The 19,923-nt window shown below is 67.8% G+C and carries 13 protein-coding genes and 3 pseudogenes; 10 read left to right on the plus strand and 6 right to left on the minus strand.

The window, feature by feature from the left end:
- Positions 1-1,389, minus strand: a complete 1,389-nt coding sequence (locus K3U93_RS17875) for an amidase (RefSeq protein ID WP_083011151.1) — start codon at positions 1,387-1,389, stop codon at positions 1-3.
- Between the two features lie 47 nt (positions 1,390-1,436).
- Between K3U93_RS17875 and K3U93_RS17880 the strand changes: the two genes are divergently transcribed.
- On the plus strand, positions 1,437-1,865 hold the full coding sequence (locus K3U93_RS17880) for an HIT family protein (RefSeq protein ID WP_083011193.1): 429 nt from the start codon (positions 1,437-1,439) through the stop codon (positions 1,863-1,865).
- Here the strand turns inward: K3U93_RS17880 and K3U93_RS17885 are convergent.
- On the minus strand, positions 1,859-2,653 hold the full coding sequence (locus K3U93_RS17885) for a hypothetical protein (RefSeq protein WP_083011150.1): 795 nt from the start codon (positions 2,651-2,653) through the stop codon (positions 1,859-1,861). The two genes, K3U93_RS17880 and K3U93_RS17885, sit on opposite strands and share 7 nt — an antisense overlap.
- A gap of 255 nt (positions 2,654-2,908) precedes the next feature.
- On the opposite strand from K3U93_RS17885, the gene K3U93_RS17890 reads away from it, so the two are divergent.
- The 3 genes and pseudogenes from K3U93_RS17890 (at position 2,909) to K3U93_RS17900 (ending at position 6,895) form a co-directional block, all read left to right on the plus strand.
- Positions 2,909-3,346 carry an MmpS family transport accessory protein gene (locus tag K3U93_RS17890; RefSeq protein WP_217808434.1) on the plus strand — a complete coding sequence of 146 codons (438 nt, stop codon included), beginning with the start codon at positions 2,909-2,911 and terminating at the stop codon, positions 3,344-3,346.
- A pseudogene (locus tag K3U93_RS17895) lies at positions 3,343-6,212 on the plus strand (MMPL/RND family transporter). The gene K3U93_RS17890 and the pseudogene K3U93_RS17895 overlap by 4 nt, the downstream one beginning before the upstream one ends.
- Before the next feature lie 62 nt (positions 6,213-6,274).
- Positions 6,275-6,895, plus strand: a complete 621-nt coding sequence (locus K3U93_RS17900; RefSeq protein WP_071508839.1) for a TetR/AcrR family transcriptional regulator — start codon at positions 6,275-6,277, stop codon at positions 6,893-6,895.
- 47 nt (positions 6,896-6,942) lie between these two features.
- On the opposite strand, the gene K3U93_RS17905 is transcribed toward K3U93_RS17900, so the two are convergent.
- From K3U93_RS17905 to K3U93_RS17915, 3 genes are all read right to left on the minus strand, one after another.
- A complete protein-coding gene (locus tag K3U93_RS17905) occupies positions 6,943-7,968 on the minus strand; it encodes an LLM class flavin-dependent oxidoreductase (RefSeq protein WP_083011149.1) in 1,026 nt (341 codons plus the stop codon).
- Between the two features lie 211 nt (positions 7,969-8,179).
- Positions 8,180-9,310, minus strand: a complete 1,131-nt coding sequence (locus tag K3U93_RS17910) for an FAD-binding protein (protein WP_083011148.1) — start codon at positions 9,308-9,310, stop codon at positions 8,180-8,182.
- A 6-nt stretch (positions 9,311-9,316) separates the two neighbouring features.
- Positions 9,317-10,144 carry a uracil-DNA glycosylase gene (locus K3U93_RS17915; protein WP_071508842.1) on the minus strand — a complete coding sequence of 276 codons (828 nt, stop codon included), beginning with the start codon at positions 10,142-10,144 and terminating at the stop codon, positions 9,317-9,319.
- 116 nt (positions 10,145-10,260) lie between these two features.
- On the opposite strand from K3U93_RS17915, the gene K3U93_RS17920 reads away from it, so the two are divergent.
- The 6 genes and pseudogenes from K3U93_RS17920 (at position 10,261) to K3U93_RS17945 (ending at position 15,741) form a co-directional block, all read left to right on the plus strand.
- On the plus strand, positions 10,261-11,628 hold the full coding sequence (locus K3U93_RS17920) for an FAD-binding oxidoreductase (RefSeq protein ID WP_083011147.1): 1,368 nt from the start codon (positions 10,261-10,263) through the stop codon (positions 11,626-11,628).
- A 184-nt stretch (positions 11,629-11,812) separates the two neighbouring features.
- Positions 11,813-13,054 carry a cytochrome P450 gene (locus tag K3U93_RS17925; RefSeq protein WP_176220004.1) on the plus strand — a complete coding sequence of 414 codons (1,242 nt, stop codon included), beginning with the start codon at positions 11,813-11,815 and terminating at the stop codon, positions 13,052-13,054.
- Positions 13,051-13,632 carry a TetR/AcrR family transcriptional regulator gene (locus tag K3U93_RS17930; protein WP_139797043.1) on the plus strand — a complete coding sequence of 194 codons (582 nt, stop codon included), beginning with the start codon at positions 13,051-13,053 and terminating at the stop codon, positions 13,630-13,632. Before K3U93_RS17925 ends, K3U93_RS17930 begins: the two co-directional genes overlap by 4 nt.
- Before the next feature lie 270 nt (positions 13,633-13,902).
- Positions 13,903-14,442: pseudogene (locus K3U93_RS17935) on the plus strand (PPE family protein); the annotation flags it as partial.
- Between the two features lie 86 nt (positions 14,443-14,528).
- Positions 14,529-14,687 (plus strand): annotated as a pseudogene (locus tag K3U93_RS17940) (cytochrome P450); the annotation flags it as partial.
- Between the two features lie 271 nt (positions 14,688-14,958).
- The gene (locus tag K3U93_RS17945) at positions 14,959-15,741 is read left to right on the plus strand and encodes a sulfotransferase family protein (RefSeq protein WP_269142765.1); all 783 of its coding nucleotides are present in this window, start codon (positions 14,959-14,961) and stop codon (positions 15,739-15,741) included.
- Positions 15,742-15,878: 137 nt separating this feature from the next.
- Here K3U93_RS17945 and K3U93_RS25015 read toward each other — a convergent pair whose 3' ends face one another.
- A complete protein-coding gene (locus K3U93_RS25015; protein WP_230981405.1) occupies positions 15,879-19,775 on the minus strand; it encodes a PE family protein in 3,897 nt (1,298 codons plus the stop codon).
- Positions 19,776-19,923: the final 148 nt, after the last annotated feature.

The raw sequence follows: 19,923 nt of genomic DNA on the forward strand, positions 1-19,923 counted from the left end.
TCATGACACCGGCGGTCGGCGGTGGGCCCATGGCCTTGCCGCTTCGATCTGCGCGGACAGCGACAGCAGCGTCGCCTCGTCGTAGGGCCGGCCGACCAGCTGCACCGCGATCGGCAGCCCGTCGCCGTCGAAGTCCCACGGCACGGCCGCGGCCGGCTGGCCGGTCAGATTCCACACCGGAAAGTACGGAACCCGCTGTCCCACCAGCAGCAGCGTCGACACTCCGCCGCGGTGTTGGTAGGCGCCGATGCGGGACGGGCCCTCCGCGGCGGCCGGTGTGATGACGACGTCGACGTCGTCGAAGATCGACTGGACCCGGGCGGTCACCGACGCCTCCGCCGCGCGCACCGCGACCATCCGACGATCGGAGAAAAAAGATCCCAGGCGCGCCAGGTTGCGGGTGCGCGCTTCGAGACGCTCCGGGTGGGCCTGCGCGTCCGCGTCATCGCAGATGCCGCGCAGATAACGGGGCAGGAAGTTCGCGTAGATCGCCGGCCGCGGATACTCGGGGTCGCGGACGACGACCTCATGGCCCAGCTCGCGCAGCAACGCGCCCGCCTGCTGGACGGCCGCCAGCTCTTCCTGCCCAACCCTCACGGGCAGCGTTGGGACCTTGGTGCTCAAGGCAATTCGCAACCGGCCGGGGTCGCGCACGGCCGCCGCCGCGAACTCGCCCTCCGGACCCGGCAGCGTGGAGGTCGCATCCAGGAACAGCGCCGCGTCCAGCACCGACCGGGCCAGCGGGCCGTTGACGCTCAGCCCGTACCACGCGTCGTCGTGCGGCTCCAACGACACCCGATCGCGTTGCGGTTTCAGGCCGAACACACCGCACCAACTCGCCGGGATGCGAATCGAGCCGCCGCCGTCGGAGCCCAACGCCAGCGGCGCCAGCCCGGCGGCCACCGCGGCGGCACTGCCCCCGCTGCTGCCGCCCGGCGTGCGCCCGAGGTTCCACGGGTTGCGGGTCGCCCCAAACGTCAACGACTCGGTGTAGGGGAACATCATCAGCTCGGGCACATTGGTTTTGCCGATGACGACCGCACCGGCGGCGCGCAGCCGCCGGACCACCTCCGCGTCGGCGGTCACCGCGGGGTTGTGCCCGCCGCTGCCGTACGTCGTCACCTCGCCGGCGACGTCGACGTCGTCCTTGATCGCGATCGGCACGCCGAGCAGCGGCAGCCGCTCGCCCGCGTCGAGGCGATCCTGGGCCGCGGCGGCCTCGTAACGCGCGGTGTCGGACAGCACGACGCGGTAGCAGCGCAGCTGGTTGTCCAGGCGCGCAATTCGTTCCAGGTAGATTTCGAGCAACTCCGGCGCGGTCAGTTCACCGTCGGCCAGCATCCTTGCCTGCGCGACCGCGCCGGCGAAGGCGAGATCGCTGGGGTCCACTGCGGCAGCGTATCCCGCGGATGGTGGCGGCCAGTACCGTGGGCGACATGTCCTGCGTGTTCTGTGCGATCGTCGCCGGGGACGGTCCGGCCATCCGGATCTACGAAGACGATGGCTACCTGGCCATCCTCGACATCCGCCCGTTCACCCGGGGCCACACCCTGGTGCTGCCCAAACGGCACACCGTAGACCTCACCGACACCCCGCCGGAGACGCTGGCCGACATGGTCACCCTCGGCCAGCGGATCGCGCGTGCCGCCCGCGCGACGGAACTGGCCGACGCCACGAACATCGCGATCAACGACGGCCGCGCCGCCTTCCAGACGGTTTTCCACATCCATTTGCACGTGCTGCCGCGGCGCAACGGCGACAAGCTCTCGATGGCCAAGGGCATGCTGCTGCGCCGCGACCCGGACCGGGAAGGCACCGCCGAGATTTTGCGGGAGTCGTTGGCACGCATCGACGCGGCTCAGTAAGACCGGGCGCCGGCTGCCGGCCTGAGCTCCACGTCGGGTGGTGGGTGTAGCCACGCGGTGGAGACGACGGACCAATCCGCAACGCTCGCAACGGGTCCCGCCCGACTGTGCGCGCGGCCCGACCCGTCGGTGGTGACGAACGGGGTCGTCGAGATCGTGGGATGGGCTAGCAGCAATCCGGTGGCCGACAGGTGCACCGCATCCCAGGATGCTGCGATCGCCGGCCAGTCCGGGTACTTGCAGCCGTCGGCCGTGACCGGATTCGATTCGACCAGGTCGCGCCAATCGCGAGCCGAATCGATCCGCGTGACCCGAACATGTGTCGTGTCGAAATACACTTCCCAACGGGGGCTTTCGCGACGCAGGTTCTCCCCGCTCAGCGTCCATGAGTCCTCGTCGTCGTCGATCGGAGTCGATGTCCAGAACGCCCCGAACGGCAACGCGCACAACCGATCCCGATTACGGACGCTCGGTGCGCGCAACCACTCGACCGTTCCCTGGTGAATCTGCGGTGAGTCGAACGTCGACAGCTTCGACAAGGCCGCCAGCCCCGCGGCGCTGAACTCGCACAGCTCCGGGTCGTCGGTGTCGAAGTCCATCACGTTGGCGCAGCCGTCCGAGTAGAGATAGCCGCTGACCGCGTGGGTCGCGGCCACGATCAAGTCTCGGGGCCGGCTAGCTCGCACGAACGCTGTGGGCGTAACACGAGTGTGGCGGTGGAAGAACCGCAGGTGATCGATGAATAACCGCCCCGGAAACGTATCGAGCAGTGATTCGCCGACGCTCACAGCCGCAGTCTCCCAGATCGATCCCCCTTCGGTAGTGGTCGAGTGACTCGACCTAATCCGCAATCCGAAAACCGCTGCCTAACTGCGCGGATCGGTGGTGGGGGCTTTGATCGGCGCCCGACGAGCGACGGATCCCGCCGTGCTGTACAGTTCCTCCATGCAAACGGAACTTGAGTTCCGTGTAGGCGGCGAGGCGCAAGCGCGAGCAACGAGGGCGCCACTGTCAGAAGCTGTCGGAGGGCGAGGGGCCAGGGAATGTTCCGAGTGTTCAAAAGGGTGTGGATGCCGCTGCTTCTTGTCGTGGTGATTGCGTTGGGCGCCTACACAGTTGTCCGCATCCGCGACACATTCGGCGCTCACGGCGCGGTGACCGGCGGCGAAGGAAACGCCGATAACACCAAGCCGTTCAACCCCAAACACATCACCTACGAAATAACCGGGGCCCCGAGCGGGACGGTGAACGTCAACTACCTCGACGAAAACGGACAACCACATCTTGTCGATGCCGCCCCGCTGCCGTGGTCGTTCACGATCGTGACGACGCTGCCGTCGATGTCGGCCAACATCGTCGCCCAAGGCAGCACCGACGTCGACGCCCTGCGGTGTCGGGTCATCGTTGACGGCCAAGTGCGCGACGACCGCAAAACCAGCGACTACCAGCCGTTCATCTACTGCTTGGTGAAATCCGTATGAGCAACGCCCATGTGCAGCCTCGCCGCTCGGCGGTCGCGCGGCTCGTTCGCCTCCTGTCGCTCCCGACGATTCTGTTCTGGCTGCTCATCGCCGTGGGCCTGGGCGTGCTCTCGCCGTCCCTTGACGACGTCGCGACCCAGCACTCGGTGCCGATGACCCCCAAAGACGCCCCCGCGTTCAAAGCGATGATGCACATCGGCCAGAAGTTCAAGGAGTTCAATACCGACTCGACGGCAATGGTGGTCCTGGAGGGACAAGACAAACTCGGCGACAGCGCACACGACTTCTACAACCACATCGTGGCCAAGCTCAAAGCCGACCCGCATGTGCAGAACGTCCAGGACTTCTGGGGCGACCCCCTGACCGCCGCCGGGTCGCAAAGCCCGGACGGCAAGGCGGCCTACGTCCAGGTCTTCCTCAACGGCGCGCAAGGCACCACACCCAGCCACGAGTCGGTCGCCGCCGTGCGCAAGATCGTCACCGACACCCCCGCGCCGCCGGGCGTCAAAGCTTACGTGGCCGGCAATACCGTGCTCAACGCCGACACCAGCGTCGTGGGCCATAAGAGCATGGCGACCATGGCGCTGGTCTCCATCGGCGTCATCTTCGTGATGCTTTTGCTGGTCTACCGATCCGTCGTCACGACCATCCTGTGCCTGGTGGTGATCGGCATCGAACTCTTTGCGGCCCAGGGCATTACGGCCACCGCAGGAAACCTCAACATCATCGGCCTCACGCCGTACGCGGTCAGCATGATCACCATGCTCAGCATCGCCGCGGGAACCGACTACATCATCTTCCTGCTGGGCCGCTACCACGAAGCGCGATCGCTCGGCCAGGACCGGGAGGAAGCCTTCTACACGGCCTACCACGGCGTGTCACACGTCATCCTGGGCTCGGGTCTGACCATCGCCGGCGCGTGCATGTGCCTCACGGCGACCCGGTTGCCGTATTTCCAAACCATGGGATTGCCTTGCGCCATAGCGCTGTTGGTGATCGTTTTCGCGGCGCTCACCCTCGCGCCGGCGACGCTGGCGGTCGGCTCACGGTTCGGCCTGTTTGATCCCAAACGTGAGCTGGCCACACGCGGCTGGCGCAAAGTCGGGACCGCGGTGGTGCGCTGGCCCAAGCCAATCATCGTGGTAACCGCGGCCATTGCGGTCATCGGCTTCATCAGCCTGTTGACCTATGTCCCGAATTACGATGACCAGAAATTCACGCCCACCGACATGCCCGCCAACGTCGCCATGACGGCAGCCGAACGGCACTTCTCCCAGGCCCGCATGAATCCGGAATTGCTGATGGTGGAAGCCGATCATGATCTACGCGATCCGTCCGACATGCTCGTCATCGACCGCATCGCCAAGAGCGTCTTTCACCTGCGTGGCATCGAGCGAGTGCAGACCATCACCAGACCCCTGGGGGCGCCGATCGAGCACAGCTCCATCCCGTTCCAGATCGCGATGCAAAACTCCAGCACCCTGCAGACGGCCAAATTTATGAACGACAACACCGCGCAGATGCTGGAGATGGCCGACGAGCTGGGCAGGACCATCGCCGTCATGGAGCACATGTATGGCGTCATGCGCGATCTCACCGCGACCACTCACAGCATGGTCGGCAGAACACATGACATGGTCGACACCACCAATGAATTGCGCGACCACATCGCCGATTTCGACGATTTCTGGCGACCGATTCGCAGCTATTTCTATTGGGAACGCCACTGCTTCGATATCCCGATCTGCTGGTCGTTGCGGTCCATTTTCGATGCGTTGGACGGTATCGACGAGGTCTCGGACAAGCTGCAGGGGCTCACCGGCGATCTCGACCACTTGGACCGGTTGATGCCTCAACTGCTGGCCGATTTCCCGAAAACCATCGACTCGATGAAGACCATGCGTGACTTCATGTTGTCGACGCATAGCACGATGGCCGGCATCCAAGCCCACATGCAGGAAGGGGCCGAGGCTCCACCCTGATGGGCCAATACTTCGACGAAGCCAAGAACGACGACTCGTTCTACCTGCCGCCGGAAGTCTTTCAAAACCCCGACTTCAAACGCGGGCTGAAGATGTTCCTGTCCCCCGATGGCAAAGCCGTCCGGTTCATCATCACCCACCAGGGCGACCCCGCCTCCGTCGAGGGAATCAAGCACGTCGCCGGAATCAAGGACGCGGTCGCCGACGCCATTAAGGGCACCCCGCTGGAATCGTCCAAGGTATATGTGGCCGGGACCGCATCGATGTATGCCGACATGCAGGAAGGCGTCATCATCGACCTGCTGGTCGCCGGAATCTCCTCGCTGATCCTGATTTTCGCGATCATGCTGCTGATCACCCGTAGCGTGGTCGCGGCACTGGTCATCGTCGGCACGGTGGCCGCGTCCCTGGGCACGGCTTGTGGTCTGTCGGTGCTGGTCTGGCAGGACCTCATGGGACTTGGCCTGCAGTGGATCGTGCTCCCCCTGTCCGTGATCATCTTGTTGGCGGTGGGTTCGGACTACAACCTGCTCGTCGTGTCCCGGCTCAAGGAAGAAATCCACGCCGGCCTCAACACCGGAATCATCCGCGGCATGGGCGCATCCGGGCGAGTGGTCACCGCGGCCGGCTTGGTGTTCGCCTTCACCATGGCATCGATGATCGTCAGCGACCTGCGGGTGATCGGAGAGCTGGGCACCACCATCGGCTTGGGCCTCCTGGTTGACACGCTCATCGTCCGCTCCTTCATGACCCCGTCGATCGCCGCCGCGCTCGGGCACTGGTTCTGGTGGCCGCTCAACACCTTCCGCACAACCAGGAGGGGCGATCCCGAACCGGAGCATGACGCCCACACCGCGCCCATCCCGCAACTAAGCACGACGTGAAACTCACACGCCGGTCTGCCAAGCTGTCAACGGCAACGTTGTCGTCAGACAGGTCTGGACGTATGACACAGTCGCAAGCAAAACTGCGCCAGCGCACCGACGGGCGGCTGGACCGTTCGCGCGATCCCGCGATCCTCAACGCGGCATTGGCGGTCCTCGCCGAGCACGGGTACGACGCAACCAACATGAACGACATCGCCGCACGGGCCGGCGTGGGCAAGGCCGCGATCTACCGACGCTGGTCATCGAAAGCGGCCTTGATCACCGACGCCCTCGTCTACTGGCGACCCGACCTCCTCACCAACGAAGCCCCCGACACCGGCAGCCTGGCCACGGATCTCGATGCCGTCGTCGAACGGGCCAAGCGCAACGACGACGGTTTGGTCACGAACGACCTTGTGCTGCGCGTCGCCCTAGAGGCCGCGCACGACCCCGAACTGGCCGCGGCACTCGAAGACTTGATGTTGTTCCGCGGCAGACGCCTGCTGGCCACGATTCTGGCGCGAGCCGCCGACCGCGGCGAAATATCCGCCACCCGCGACTGGTCACTGGTTTCGGACGTCATCCTGGCGATGAGCTTGCTGCGCGTTGTTGGCGGGCAGACCGTCGACGCCGATTTCGTCCGACAGGTCATCGACACGCTGATCCTGCCCGCGGTGCGTACACCGACGGCCGAGCGATGATGACGTTGGGTCGCTCTCGAACGCGAGAACACCACCCGCGAGGTCGGTTAGAAAAGTTCCTTGGCCAGTAGCTCCAGCGTCGCCACCCGGGCTGGCGCGGTGGCGGGGTCGGTGCCGCGGTGGGCCGACGCGACCGGGTTGACCATCACCTCGTCGACGCCGAACCGTTCGGCCAGCGCCCGCACCTGCTCCGCGGCCTGCGCGGGTGTGCCGAGGATGGCGCGTCGCAGTCCGCTCTCCACGATGCGCTGCTGCTCCGCCGTCAGCTCGGCGACGTGCGCCTCCTCGACCAGCGGCACCGGGCCGAGCGGCTGCCCGGTGCGTAACCGCGCCATCATCTGCAGGTTGGGCAACATCAATGCCGTTGCCTCGTCGTGTGTTTCGGCCACCGCGGCGTTCACCGTCAAGAACGTGACGGGCTCGGCGGCCAGTTTGCTTGGCACAAACCGGGAACGGTAAAGCGCGAGCGCCTCTTCGGTTCCCTTGCCGGAGAAGTGGTGGGCGAAGACGTACGGCAGACCCTTGGCGGCGGCCAGATGCGCCGAGTACATCGACGAGCCCAGCAGCCACAGCCGCGGCTCGGTGGCGGCGGCCGGAGTGGCCTTGAGGATGTAATCCCCGGACCGCAGCGGGACCCGGACGCCGCGCGGGCTCATCAGCGCGGCCACGTCGTCGAGGTACTCGGGGAAGTTCTCGATGTCGCTTTGGTCGCCGCGCAGGGCGTACGACGTCACCGGGTCCGACCCGGGCGCCCGGCCGATGCCCAGGTCGATGCGGCCCGGGGCGGCCGCCTCCAGCAGCGCGAACTGCTCGGCCACGGCCAGCGGCGCGTGGTTGGGCAGCATCACGCCACCCGACCCCAGTCGCAGCTGCGAGGTCTGCGCGGCCAGGTAGGCGATCAACACCGGCGGGCTGGTCGCGCCCACGGACGGCATGTTGTGATGTTCGGCGACCCAGTAGCGGGTGAAGCCCAGCCGGTCTGCGGTCTGCGCCAGCCGCACGGTGGCCGCCAGCGCATCGCTGGTGGTCTGGTCGGTGCGCACCGGGACGAGATCAAGGACAGAAAGCCGCACGATCGCGTCAACGCTGTGGGCGGCCCGAACGTTCCCGGCTTTTCCGACTCAGCGTGCACTCACGGCTTTGAGTGTGCGCTCACGGCTTTGGGTGTGCGCTCACGGCTTCCGAAGTGAACGCAGGGAGGGATTCCGGCCAGTTTTCCGCCCAGGCTGCACAATCAAAGCCTCCGCTTCACAGACAAGCCGAGACTGGGCGCCGCCGCCCGGCCTAATACTCCTTGGGGGTGATGGAGTGCACGATGCGGTCGAACACCTCCTGCGGGATCGGCGCACCACCGGGGATGTTGTCGATCACCAGCCATTGGTTGCGCTTGACGTAGTCGCGGAACTCGCTGTGGTAGTTGGCGAAGCCAAGTTCGTAGTCGACTGCGCCGTCCTGGGAGGCCGACGCCAGCTCGCCGGCCAGGATGTAGGCGCCCAGCAGCGCGACGCTGGTTCCCTGGCCCGACAACGGTGAGCAGCAATAGGCGGCGTCGCCGACTAGCGCCACCCGGCCCTTGGACCAGCGATCCATCTTGATCTGCGACATCTCGTCGAAGTAGAAGTCCGGTGCGGTGCGCATGTATTGGCGCAGCTGCGGGCGAACCCAGCCGTCGTCGGCCATCCGCCGTTCCAACTCGGCGAACTGCGCCTCGGTGTCGCGGTAGTCGATCCGCAGATCGGTTTCCATGAAGCCCACCATCGCCCGGGCCTCGGTGTTGTTGCGCGCACTGTAGACGCCCGCCATGGTCGAGTCCCCGTAGTGCCAGACCTGCCAGTAGTCGAGGTCCAGGAAATTGGGCACGGTGAAAATCGCCGCGTAAGTGCCGAGCCTCTCGATGAATTGCGCCTCCGGGCCGAAGACCAACCGCCGCACGTTGGAGTGCAGTCCGTCGGCGCCGATCACCAGGTCGAAGCGGCGCGCGGCGGAGCGCTCGAACGTCACCTCAACCGAGTCGCCGTCGTCCCGCAACGCGGTGATGCTGTCGTCGAACAGGTACTCGGTCGTCGATTGGGTTGCCCCGTAAAGCAATTCGATCAAGTCGTCGCGCAACAGCTCGATGCTGGGGCTGTCGATAGGGCCACCGGTGGGGGTCGACTCAGTGTCCCTGGATAGTTCGTTGCCGTCGCGGTCGACGACGGACGCGCCGCGGATTTGCGTCCTGCGGTCCCGCGCGGCGGCCAACAGCCCCATGCGGTCGAGCACCGTCAGCGCCGGACCCCGCACGTCGATGGCCTGCCCGCCCGGCCGCAACCCGGGATGGCGCTCCACGACGGTCACCGAATAGCCATGCTTCCCAAGCCAATACGCCACCGCCGTACCGGCCACGCTGGCGCCGGAAACCAGAACACTAGACATGGAGAGTCACTTAATACCTGCCAGCCTCTTTGCGTTGCCGAAGATGTCGTCGAGCATTACCGGAGTCAACCTACCGGTGAACATATTCTGCTGGCTCGGGTGGTAGCAGCCGAGCAAACGAACACCGGGTTCCAGCTCCACCACGACGCCGTGGCCGAACCGCGGCTTGCGCGGGCCGGACACGCCCGGCAGGCGCAGCGCGATCTGCCAGGCGAAGCCGCCCAGGGCCACGATCACGCGGACATGATCGGATACCAGCCGCCATTCGGCCTGCAGCCATGGCCAGCAGGTGTCCCGCTCGACCGGGGTCGGGGCGTTGGCCGGAGGAGCGCAGCGCACCGGCGCGACGATCCGAATCTGGTTGGCGCGCAAGCCGTCCGCGGCGTCCACACTGATCGGCGAGTTCACCAGGCCGGCCCGGTACAGCGCCGCGTACAACTGGTCGCCGGAGCGATCGCCGGTGAACATCCGTCCCGTCCGGTTGGCGCCGTGCGCGGCGGGCGCCAACCCGACGATCAGCAGCCGGGGCCGCTCGGATCCCCAGCCCGGCACCGGCCGCCCCCAATACGGCTGGTCGGCGAAGGCCCGACGCTTGACTTTCGCGACGTCCTCGCGCCAGGTGACCAGCCGCGGGCAAGCGCGGCAAACGCTGATCGCCGCGTCGAGTTCCGGTATCGACCCCGCCTGGGCCGCCAGCGCGACGACCTGCGCGGCGTTGGCGGCCACCGGGGTCCGCGGTGTGGCCGGGTCGCCCGGCCATCCGGTACCGGGAACGACCGGAGAACCGAACGCCTTACCGGTGTTTGGGTGAACGAGCACACGAACATCCTGCATTCAGCCGGTGGCGGTCACGAAAATGCCCCCGTGTTCGGTGGTGGTCGGCCTCGTCGCGGCGCATGCCGGGCCGTGCGCCGGAGTTTGCTGCCGGTCCCGCGCCGTAGGATCGGGCCGTGAGTCTTGATGTGCTGGCGGATTTGATCGCCGGCCTGCCCGACGGGATGGTCGTCACCGATCCCACCGTGACCGAGGGCTACCGCCAGGACCGCGCCTTCGACCCCTCGGCCGGCAAACCGCTGGCCGTGGTGCGGCCGCGGCGCACCGAAGAGGTGCAGACCGTGCTGCGGTGGGCCACCGCCCACCGGGTGCCGGTGGTGCCCCGGGGCGCCGGCAGCGGCCTGTCCGGCGGGGCGACCGCGCTGGACAACGGCATCGTGCTCTCGACGGAAAAGATGCGCGACATCGTCGTCGACCCGGTCACCCGGGTGGCGGTGTGTCAGCCCGGCCTGTTCAACGCCGAGGTGAAGAAGGCCGCCGCCGAACACGGCCTGTGGTACCCGCCCGACCCGTCGTCCTTCGAGATCTGCAGCATCGGCGGCAACATCGCCACCAACGCCGGCGGGCTGTGCTGCGTGAAGTATGGCGTCACCACCGACTATGTGCTGGGCGTGCAGGTGGTGCTGGCCGACGGCACCGCGGTGCGGCTGGGCGGGCCGCGCCTGAAAGATGTGGCAGGACTTCCACTTACCAAGCTGTTCGTCGGCAGCGAGGGCACGCTGGGCGTCATCACGGAGGTGACGTTGCGGCTGCTGCCCGCGCAAAACGCGTCGAGCGTGGTGGTGGCCACCTTCGCCTCGGTCCAGGCGGCCGTCGACGCGGTGCTGGGAGTCGCGGCGCGGCTGCGGCCCTCGATGCTGGAATTTATGGACTCGGTGGCGATCAACGCCGTCGAGGACACGCTGCGGATGGACTTGGATCGTTCGGCGGCGGCGATGCTGGTGGCCGGCTCCGACGAACGAGGGCGCGCGGGCGCCGAAGACGCCGAGGTGATTGCCGCGGTGTTCGCGGAAAACGATGCGACGGAGGTGTTTTCGACCTCCGATCCGGACGAGGGCGAGGCCTTCGTCGCCGCCCGCCGGTTCTGTATCCCCGCGGTGGAGGCCAAGGGATCGCTGTTGCTGGAGGACGTCGGGGTGCCGCTGCCGGCGCTGGGCAAGCTGGTCACGGGGATCGAGCGCATCGCCTTGCAACGGGATCTGATGATCTCGGTGATCGCCCACGCCGGCGACGGCAATACCCACCCGCTGATCGTCTACGACCCCGCCGATGCCGCGATGGCCGAGCGCGCCCACCTCGCGTTCGGCGAAATCATGGACCTGGCCGTCGGCCTGGGCGGCACCATCACCGGTGAGCACGGCGTCGGCCGGTTGAAGCGGCCCTGGTTGGCCAGCTACCTGGGGCCCGAGGCGATGGACCTCAACCGGCGCATCAAGCGGGCGCTGGACCCGCTGGGCATCCTGAACCCGGGCGCGGCGATTTAGTTCTTGTTGGGCCGCCGAGCGTCCTAGCTGTTGTTGGGCCGCCGAGCGTCCTAGTCCTTGGTTGGGCCGCCGAGCGTCACGCCAGCGTGGCATCGAGCGCCGAGTGTCACGCCAGGGTGACGCCGAGGGCGAACCCTTGCGGCCCAGCATTGACATCTGGGCATCAATGTCGTACCAATGAGACATGTCTGCGGTTATGTCTCACAACGCGCCGGTCGCTTTCCAGCTCGCCACCGCCGACACCTGGCCGAATCCCTGGCCGATGTACCGGGCGCTGCGCGATCACGACCCGGTGCACCACGTCGTCCCCGAAAGCAGGCCAGACCGCGATTACTACGTGCTGTCCCGGCACGCCGACGTCTGGGCGGCGGCCCGCGACCACGAGACGTTCTCCTCCGCGCAGGGGCTGACCGTCAACTACGGAGACCTGGAACTGATTGGGCTGCAAGATAATCCACCGTTCGTGATGCAGGATCCCCCGGTACACACCGAGTTTCGCAAACTGGTGTCGCGCGGGTTCACGCCGCGACAGGTCGAGGCGGTGGAGCCCAAGGTGCGCGACTTCGTCGTCGAGCGCATCGAGGGGCTGCGCGCCAACGGCGGTGGCGACATCGTCACCGAGCTGTTCAAACCGCTGCCGTCTATGGTGGTCGCGCACTATCTCGGTGTGCCCGAGGAAGACCGGGCACAATTCGACGGCTGGACGGACGCGATCGTCGCGGCCAACACCGTCGAAGGCGGCGTCGCCGGGGCGCTGGAAACGGTCGGTGATGCCGTCGGGTCGATGATGGCCTACTTCACCGGGCTGATCGAGCGGCGCCGAACCGAACCCGAGGACGACACCATCTCCCACCTGGTCGCGGCCGGGGTCGGCGCCGACGGCGACATCGCCGGGACGCTGTCGGTGCTGGCGTTCACCTTCACGATGGTCACCGGCGGCAACGACACCACCACCGGAATGCTCGGCGGCTCAATGCCTTTGCTGCACCAACGTCCCGACCAGCGGCGGCTTTTGGTGGATGATCCGGGACTGATCCCGGACGCGGTCGAGGAACTGCTGCGGCTGACCTCGCCGGTGCAGGGGCTGGCGCGCACGGTCACCCGCGACGTGACCATCGAAGGCACCACCGTCCCGGCCGGTCGCAAGGTGTTGCTGCTGTATGGGTCGGCCAACCGAGACGAACACCAATACGGCCCGGACGCCGGCGAACTCGACGTGACCCGCTGCCCGCGCAACATCCTGACGTTCAGCCACGGCGCACATCACTGCCTGGGCGCGGCCGCGGCCCGGATGCAATCGCGGATTGCGCTGACGGAATTGCTGGCCCGCTGCCCGGAGTTCGAGGTCGACGAGTCCGCCATCGTCTGGTCGGGCGGCAGTTACGTGCGACGGCCGCTGTCGGTGCCGATTCGAGTGAAAACCTGATGCCGGCCGACTGGCTGGCCGCGCGCCGCACCGAAGTGGCCGCGGACCGGATACTCGACGCCGCCGAGGAACTCTACACGCAGCGCGACCAGGCCTCGATCGGGATGAACGAAATCGCCAGGGCCGCAGGCTGTTCCCGCGCAACGCTGTACCGGTACTTCGAGAACCGTGAGGCGCTGCGAGCCGCGTACGTGCACCGCGAGGCGCACCGGCTCAGCCGCGCGATCGCGGAGCAGATCGACGGGATCGACGACCCGCGCGAAAGGCTGATCGCGAGCATCACCACCACATTGCGGATGGTTCGCGATAACCCCGCGTTGGCGTCGTGGTTTGCCATCACCCGTCCGCCGATCGGCGGCGAGCTGGCCGGACAGTCCGAGGTGATTACCGCCTTGGCCGCGGCCTTCCTCAACTCGCTCGGTCCCGAGGAGCCCGCCACGGTGGAGCGCCGGGCCCGTTGGGTGGTGCGAGTGCTCACGTCGCTGCTGATGTACCCGGGCCAAGACGAAGCCGACGAGCGGGCGATGATCGAGGAGTTTGTCGTGCCGATCGTGGCACCGGTCAGCGCCGGCGCTTAGCGGGTTTGTCCGCCCTGGCTGGTTGCGGACTCGGTCGATCGCGTGCCGGCATTAGCGGATTCCTGGCACCGGACTTAGCTGCCGGTTTTTGTCGAGAATGCCTATTTTCACAATGGTTTTCGGTTACGTTGTGGTTTACCGATCATTGGGGAGTGATCGACGGGGAGGTGAAGCGCGCGTGTCGGCGCGGAAGCCAACGAACGATGGCCACACGCATGGCCACATGCAACGAAAGCAATTACGTTAACGCCGCTAAGGAAGGGATTGGTCATGACTTACCCCTGTTTGCCTCCGGAAGTTAATTCGGCACTCATGCAGGCCGGCGCCGGGTCGACACCGATGCTCACCGCCGCATCCGCCTGGACCGGGTTGGCCAATGAATTGCAGTCGGCGGCGTCCTCCTTTGCCTCGGTGACCTCGGGCCTGGCGGGTGCGACGTGGCAGGGTCCGGCCGCGCAGGCGATGGCGGCCGCGGCCGCCCCCTACACCGCGTGGCTCACCACGGCGGCCGGCCATACCCAGCGGGCGGCCGCCCAGGCCGCGGCGGTCGCGGCCTCGTTCGAGGCGGCGCATGCCGCCACGGTGCCCACTCCGGTGATCGCGGCCAATCGGGTCCAGCTCGGAGCGCTGGCAAGCACGAACCTATTCGGGCAAAACACCCCGGCGATCGCGGCCACCGAGGCCCAATACGAGGAAATGTGGGCCCAGGACGTGACCGCGATGGCCAACTATCACGTCGGCGCGTCGTCGGCCTGGGCAGGGTTGACGCCCCTGCCGCCGCTGCAGGAAAACCTACCGAAACCCGTCGCAAGCTAGTCTGCGACCACTTGGGCACCATTACCCGTCGTGCCCGGCTTCGAGCGACAATTTGAGTCGCGGTGAAGTGTTGTCGCGGAGGCGGCGGCGACATCGTCACCGAGCTGTTCAAGTCGCTCCCGTCGATGGAGATCGCGCACTATCTCGTTGTGTCCGAGGAAGATCGAGCGCAATTCGCCGGCTGGACGGACGCGATCGTCGCGGCCAACACCGTCGAAGGGGGCGTCACCGGGGCGCTGGAAACGGTGGTATTGCCGGCCGTTGGCCACCCCAAAGGCCCAAGTCTCTTCTCAGCCGCGCATATCGCACCCAAATGGGCCGCATTCCGGAAGCGACGATCGCTCCGACAATCAGGCACGTGGCAGCGTCTCGCTCGTCTGCGATCAGCCAATGCGCTGATCTCCGATCTAATAGCATGAGGACAGCACAGGGCTAGATGTCCGCAGGCATTCACGGCGTAGAGAGTTAGGTTAGGGGCGCGTCATAGCAGCCATCCATTTCATCTCGGGTCTGCCGCGTTCCGGTTCGACTTTGCTGGCCGCGTTGCTGCGACAAAACCCTGGGTTCGAGGCGGGAATGTCGGGTCCGCTGGCGGGCCTGTTCGGTGCCCTGTTGGGCGAAATGAGCGGCCGCAACGAGTTTTCGGTGTTTATCGACGACACCAAGCGGGAGCGCATACTGCGTGGGTTATTCGACAACTTCTATGCCGACTCCACCGCCGAGGTGGTCTTTGACACCAACCGCGGCTGGTGTGGGTGGATGCCGGCGATCGCGCGGCTGTTTCCCGATGCGAAAGTGATTGCCTGCGTGCGTGAATTGCCGTGGGTGGTTGACAGCATCGAACGGTTGATTCAGCGCAATGTCTTTAGCCCCTCGTCGATTTTCAACTACAGCGCCGGCGGCACGGTCTATACCCGCGCCCAACAGGTGGTGGCGCCCGATGGCATGGTGGGCGGTCCCTACGATGCGCTGAAGCAGGCGTGCTACGGCGCGCAACGCGATCGACTGTTGTTGCTGCAGTACGAAACCTTGACCACCGACCCGATCAAAGCGATGCAGGCGATCTACGGGTTTATCGGCGAGCCGATGTTCGAGCACGATTTTGACCATGTCGATTACGACGTCAGCGAGTTCGACGAGCGGGCCGGTACGCCGGGGCTGCACACCGTGCGCGGCACGGTCAAGGCCGAACCGCGCGACACGTTGCTGCCGCCGGATCTGTTCAACCGCTTTATCCGCGACGCCTTCTGGCGCGATCCGGAGAGGATTCCCGCCGGACTACAAGTCGTGTGAGGTTTCCTCTGACTTCAAGCAAGTCGTGGCTCCGCGGGAAGTTGGACCCTTTCGGCCATCCGGGCCGTTCGTGTTGCCGTTCCCAAGGCGCCGGCCCTGCGCCGCCAACGCAGCGGGGCCGGACCTCACTCCCAGTTTTACGGGTTATCCGCGCCGTTCATACCAGTAGCGGTCTGTCCGTTCGCATTCTGGGCGTCGATGGCAAACACGTCGCCGTTGGTACCGTTGCCGGCGGTTAGGCCGGCGTTGCCATTGCCGCCGTTGCCGCCTGTGGCGAAGGCGTCATTCGCAGACGGGTGGTCGGCAGGGGTCCCGCTGGCGTCGAGCCCCGCGATGATGTTGCCGTCACCGGCGTTGCCGCCGACGCTGCCGACGCCGGTACCGGTGCCGCCGATACCGCCGGTAGCAGTACCGCCGGTGGCCGAACTGTTGGCGCCCAGTGCGGAAATCTGGCCGGCTCCGCCGGCGCCGCCCTGGCCGCCGCCGAGACCGTCACCGCCGATGGCGCCCTGAGACGTGCCGCTGGCCACAGCGTTGTCGCCACCGGCGGAAATTGCCGCGCCGCCGCCACTACCTCCTTGGCCGCCGCCGGTGGCATCGCCGCCGTCACCACCGGTCGATGTACCGCTAGCCGTCCCGCCGGGGCCGCCGGCACTCGGGTTATCTTGGAAGGCAGTTACTTTGGCGCTTTGGATATTAGAGTTTCCGCCATTGCCGCCGATGCTGCCGCCGCCGGTACCGGCACCGCCGTTACCACCGGTGGACTGGCCGTAAACGGTGCCGTCCTGCCCGGTCTCGAGCTCACCAACGCCGCCGTGACCGCCGTGACCGCCGTCACTGCCGACTCCGCCTTGGCCGCCCGTGGCAAGGACATCGTGACCGGCACCATCGATTGTGCCTCCGGTGCCGGCGGAGACGGGGTCTGCGACGAGGTACCCCGCACCGCCGGTGCCGCCTTGGCCGCCGGTGCTTCCGGCGCCGCCTGCGCCGCCCTGGGCAGTGCCACCGGTGACACTGCCGTCACTGACGTCGATAACGCCCTGTCCGCCGCCACCGCCGGTGCCGCCGCCGGTGCTGCCGACGTAGCCGGCCCCGCCGTGGCCGCCGGTAGCGGTGCTGTCAGCGACGGAGCCGCCACCGGTCGACGTGATGGTGGCGTAACCGCCCGCCCCACCGGTGCCGCCGTCGGTGCCGCCGGCCCCACCGGCCCCACCGGTGGCGGAGTTGTGTGCGCCGACGGCGGAGACGGTCGCGTTGCCTCCGCTGCCGCCAGTGCCGCCAGCGGCGGTGGCCGTACCGGCACCGCCGGCACCGCCCGCACCGCCAGTGGCGGTGCTGTCAGTGATGGTGCTGGCGGGGCCATTGCCGGTTACCAGGCCGGTGCCACCGCCGCCACCGGCGCCACCATCGTTGCCAAGACCATCGCCGCCGGCCCCGCCGGCCCCGCCGTAACCGCCGGTAGCGGTGGTACCGGTGCCCGCCTGGACGTTAGCCGCGCCCCCGGCCCCGCCGGCCCCGCCGACAGCGCCGTTGGTGCCGCCGTTGCCGCCGACCCCGCCGGCGCCACCGGTAGCGGTGCCGTCGTCGACAGTAGACAGGGACAACGCATAGCCGTTACCGCCATTGCCGCCCATACCGTTGCCGATGCCGGTGCCGCTGTTGCCGCCCGTGCCGCCGATGGCAATGCTGCTGTTGGTGACAGAGCCGTATTCAGCGAACACGCCGCCGCGGCCACCGGCACCGCCGGTGCCACCATCGAAGCCGGCACCGCCAGCCCCACCGGTACCCGTGCCACCGGTGACGGTGCCGCCGCTGTATGCACCGCCGCCAGCGCCAGCGTCGACCAGGCCGGTGCCTCCGGCGCCGCCGGTACCGCCGGTCGCGCCAGCCCCACCCGCCCCGCCAGTGGCGGCGCCGTTACTGGTGGCGGTATGGCCATATCCACTAGCAGCTATGTTGAAGGCGTTGCCGCCGTCGCCGCCCGTGCTGCCGGCGCCGGTGCCGCTGCCACCGGCCCCGCCCACAGCGCTGCCGCTGGCATAGCCATCGGGGGTATCCCCGTAGCCGCCCCACACGACGCCCTTCCCGCCGACACCGCCCTGGCCGCCGTCGGTGCCGGCGCCGCCGGCACCACCGGTGGCGGTGCCGATAGCAGTGCTGTCTGTACCGCTGGCGCTCACATCGGCGCCTCCGCCGGCTCCGCCGGTGCCACCGGCGCTGCCAGCCCCGCCGACCCCGCCGGTGGCGTAACCGCCAGTGACAGTCCCTCCATTGGTTGCGGTGACGGTCGCATAGCCTCCGGCCCCGCCGGTGCCACCGTCGGTGCCTCCGGCCCCGCCAACCCCGCCGGTCGCGGTACCGGTGGCGGTGCTCAGCGCGCCGTCGGCGGTGACGGTTGCGGCGCCTCCGACGCCGCCAGTACCACCGGAGGAGGTGGCTGTGCCGGCGCCGCCGACCCCGCCGTCACCACCGGTGGCGGTACTACCGGCGGTGCTGCCACCGTGGGTGCCCTGGACGAGGGCACCACCGCCACCACCACCGCCACCGCCGCCCTGGCCGGGCCCGGTGGCAGTGGCCGCGCCACCGGCGCCACCAGCCCCGCCGTCGCCTCCGGTTGCACCGGCACCAACGCTGGCGCCGCCTCCGCCGGCGCCACCAGCGCCACCGGCGCCGAACGCTCCGCCATCAGTGCCGGTACCGCCCTGGCCACCCGTCCCGCCGGTGCCCCCGTCCTGCGCCGGCCCCGCGCTAGCGGTGACGCCTTGGCCGTCACCGCCCTGACCACCCTGGCCACCGGTGCCGCCGGCACCACCACCAGTGCCACCGATGCCGGCACCGCCCGTGCCGCCGGTGCCACCGGCACCGCCCTGCAAAGCCTGCTCGGCGACTGCGGTCGTGCCGCCGGTGCCGCCCGTACCACCGACACCGCCGGTACCACCGACACCGTTAGCCCCCGCGGCGCCGGCGAACCCGACCAACCCGCCGGAGCCACCGGCACCACCGGCACCGGCGGACCCGCCGATGCCACCGTGACCGCCAGTTCCGCCGACCGTCGCATAGCCCACACCGGTGCCACCGGCCCCACCAACACCGCCAGCGCCACCGGCCCCACCAACACCGCCGGCCCCGCCGGAACCGAGGATCCCGACGTTGGTGCCGCCAGCCCCGCCCTGACCGCCGGTGCCGCCGGCCAAACCGGTACCACCGGTCCCGCCGAGGAGTCCGCCACCCGCGGTGCCGGTAACACCCGTGTCACCGACACCGCCAGCGCCGCCAGTGCCGCCGGAACCGGCCGCCCAACCGAGCAGCGCCCGATCGGCACCACCAACGCCACCGGTCCCGCCGTTGCCGCCGGCCAGGTCGAAGCCCACACCGGAACCGCCGACGCCGCCGGTCCCCCCGGTCCCGCCGAAGCCACCCAGCAGCCCGCCGGCCCCGCCGTTGCCGCCGATTCCCCCGGTCCCGCCGGGACCTCCGATCCCGCCGGTCCCACCGGCCCCGCCGTTGCCGAACAGGCCCGCAGCACCTCCGGCCCCGCCAGAACCGCCGGTTTGCCCGGCCGCGGTGCTGTTAACTCCCGAACCGCCGTTACCACCGTTGCCGAACAGGAGCCCGCCCGCCCCACCGGCCTGCCCGGTCCCCGCCGCACCGTTGGTGCCGTTGCCGATCAGTGGACGCCCTAGCAATGCGTTGGTCGGCGCGTTGATCACACCCATAACGTCCTGCTCAAGCGTCTGCAGCGGCGACGCGTTGGCGGCCTCGGTGGCTGTATACAGAGACCCGCCCGAGTTCAGTGCCTGGACAAACTGGTCATGAAACTGCGATACCTGGGCGCTCACGGCCTGATACTCCTGGCCGTAGTTGCCAAACAGCGCCGCGACCGCCGCCGACACCTCATCCTCCGCGGCGGCCGCGATCTGCGTCGTCGAGCCCCCTACCACCGCGTGGGCCTGCCGGATCGCCGATCCGAGGTTGGTCAAGCTTGAGGCAGCCGCAGCGAATTCCTCGGGCACGGCGAACACTAAAGACGACATATGGGGGCTCCTCCCATTAAGGGGGCGGTCGGTGGGAAGACGACGGCAGGCGAACCGAAGGCCTCAAATCAGCTCAGAACAGTACGCTCATCCACTCAAATCGTCGCAGCAAATATCCAAATTTGCTCGGCTCAATTTCATGGCCATT

It is taken from the genome of Mycobacterium malmoense, from assembly GCF_019645855.1.
Lineage (GTDB): Bacteria > Actinomycetota > Actinomycetes > Mycobacteriales > Mycobacteriaceae > Mycobacterium > Mycobacterium malmoense.

Bases quoted from the DNA above. Each gene is read 5' to 3' on its own strand.
- K3U93_RS17880 (WP_083011193.1), top strand. From the start codon at position 1,437: ATGTCCTGCGTGTTCTGTGCGATCGTCGCCGGGGACGGTCCGGCCATC.
- K3U93_RS17890 (WP_217808434.1), top strand. From the start codon at position 2,909: ATGTTCCGAGTGTTCAAAAGGGTGTGGATGCCGCTGCTTCTTGTCGTG.
- K3U93_RS17900 (WP_071508839.1), top strand. From the start codon at position 6,275: ATGACACAGTCGCAAGCAAAACTGCGCCAGCGCACCGACGGGCGGCTG.
- K3U93_RS17910 (WP_083011148.1), bottom strand. From the start codon at position 9,310: ATGTCTAGTGTTCTGGTTTCCGGCGCCAGCGTGGCCGGTACGGCGGTG.
- K3U93_RS17915 (WP_071508842.1), bottom strand. From the start codon at position 10,144: ATGCAGGATGTTCGTGTGCTCGTTCACCCAAACACCGGTAAGGCGTTC.
- K3U93_RS17925 (WP_176220004.1), top strand. From the start codon at position 11,813: ATGTCTGCGGTTATGTCTCACAACGCGCCGGTCGCTTTCCAGCTCGCC.
- K3U93_RS25015 (WP_230981405.1), bottom strand. From the start codon at position 19,775: ATGTCGTCTTTAGTGTTCGCCGTGCCCGAGGAATTCGCTGCGGCTGCC.